This window comes from Bacillus sanguinis (genome assembly GCF_018332475.1).
Lineage (GTDB): Bacteria > Bacillota > Bacilli > Bacillales > Bacillaceae_G > Bacillus_A > Bacillus_A sanguinis.
Genome location: NZ_BOQB01000717.1, coordinates 1 through 230, shown reverse-complemented (window position 1 = coordinate 230; position 230 = coordinate 1). Strand labels below are relative to the sequence as shown.

The following is a 230-nucleotide window of genomic DNA, read 5'->3' as shown; positions in this document are numbered from 1 at the left end:
GCCGTTACGGTTTGTGACAAACGTCCGCTCGCCATCCTCCGTCACCAGTCCAACATTAATAGAGGTATCTATGTTGACGTCCTGCTTCAGGCTTTGAATATCAATATTCTCTTTGCGGCAATGGTCGAGAATAAATTGCCCTGCGGCATCTTTACCAATACGACTCATTAATGCTGTGCGATGGCCCAGACGAGAAATAATTGTTGCTTCATTTATTGCATCACCCCCGG

1 protein-coding gene is annotated in these 230 nt (G+C 46.5%); it reads right to left on the bottom strand.

Features of this window, described 5'->3' with window-relative positions; translation table 11 throughout:
- The coding region (locus KI369_RS30150; RefSeq protein WP_238484985.1) for a PfkB family carbohydrate kinase at window positions 1-230 on the bottom strand (230 nt) is incomplete at both ends.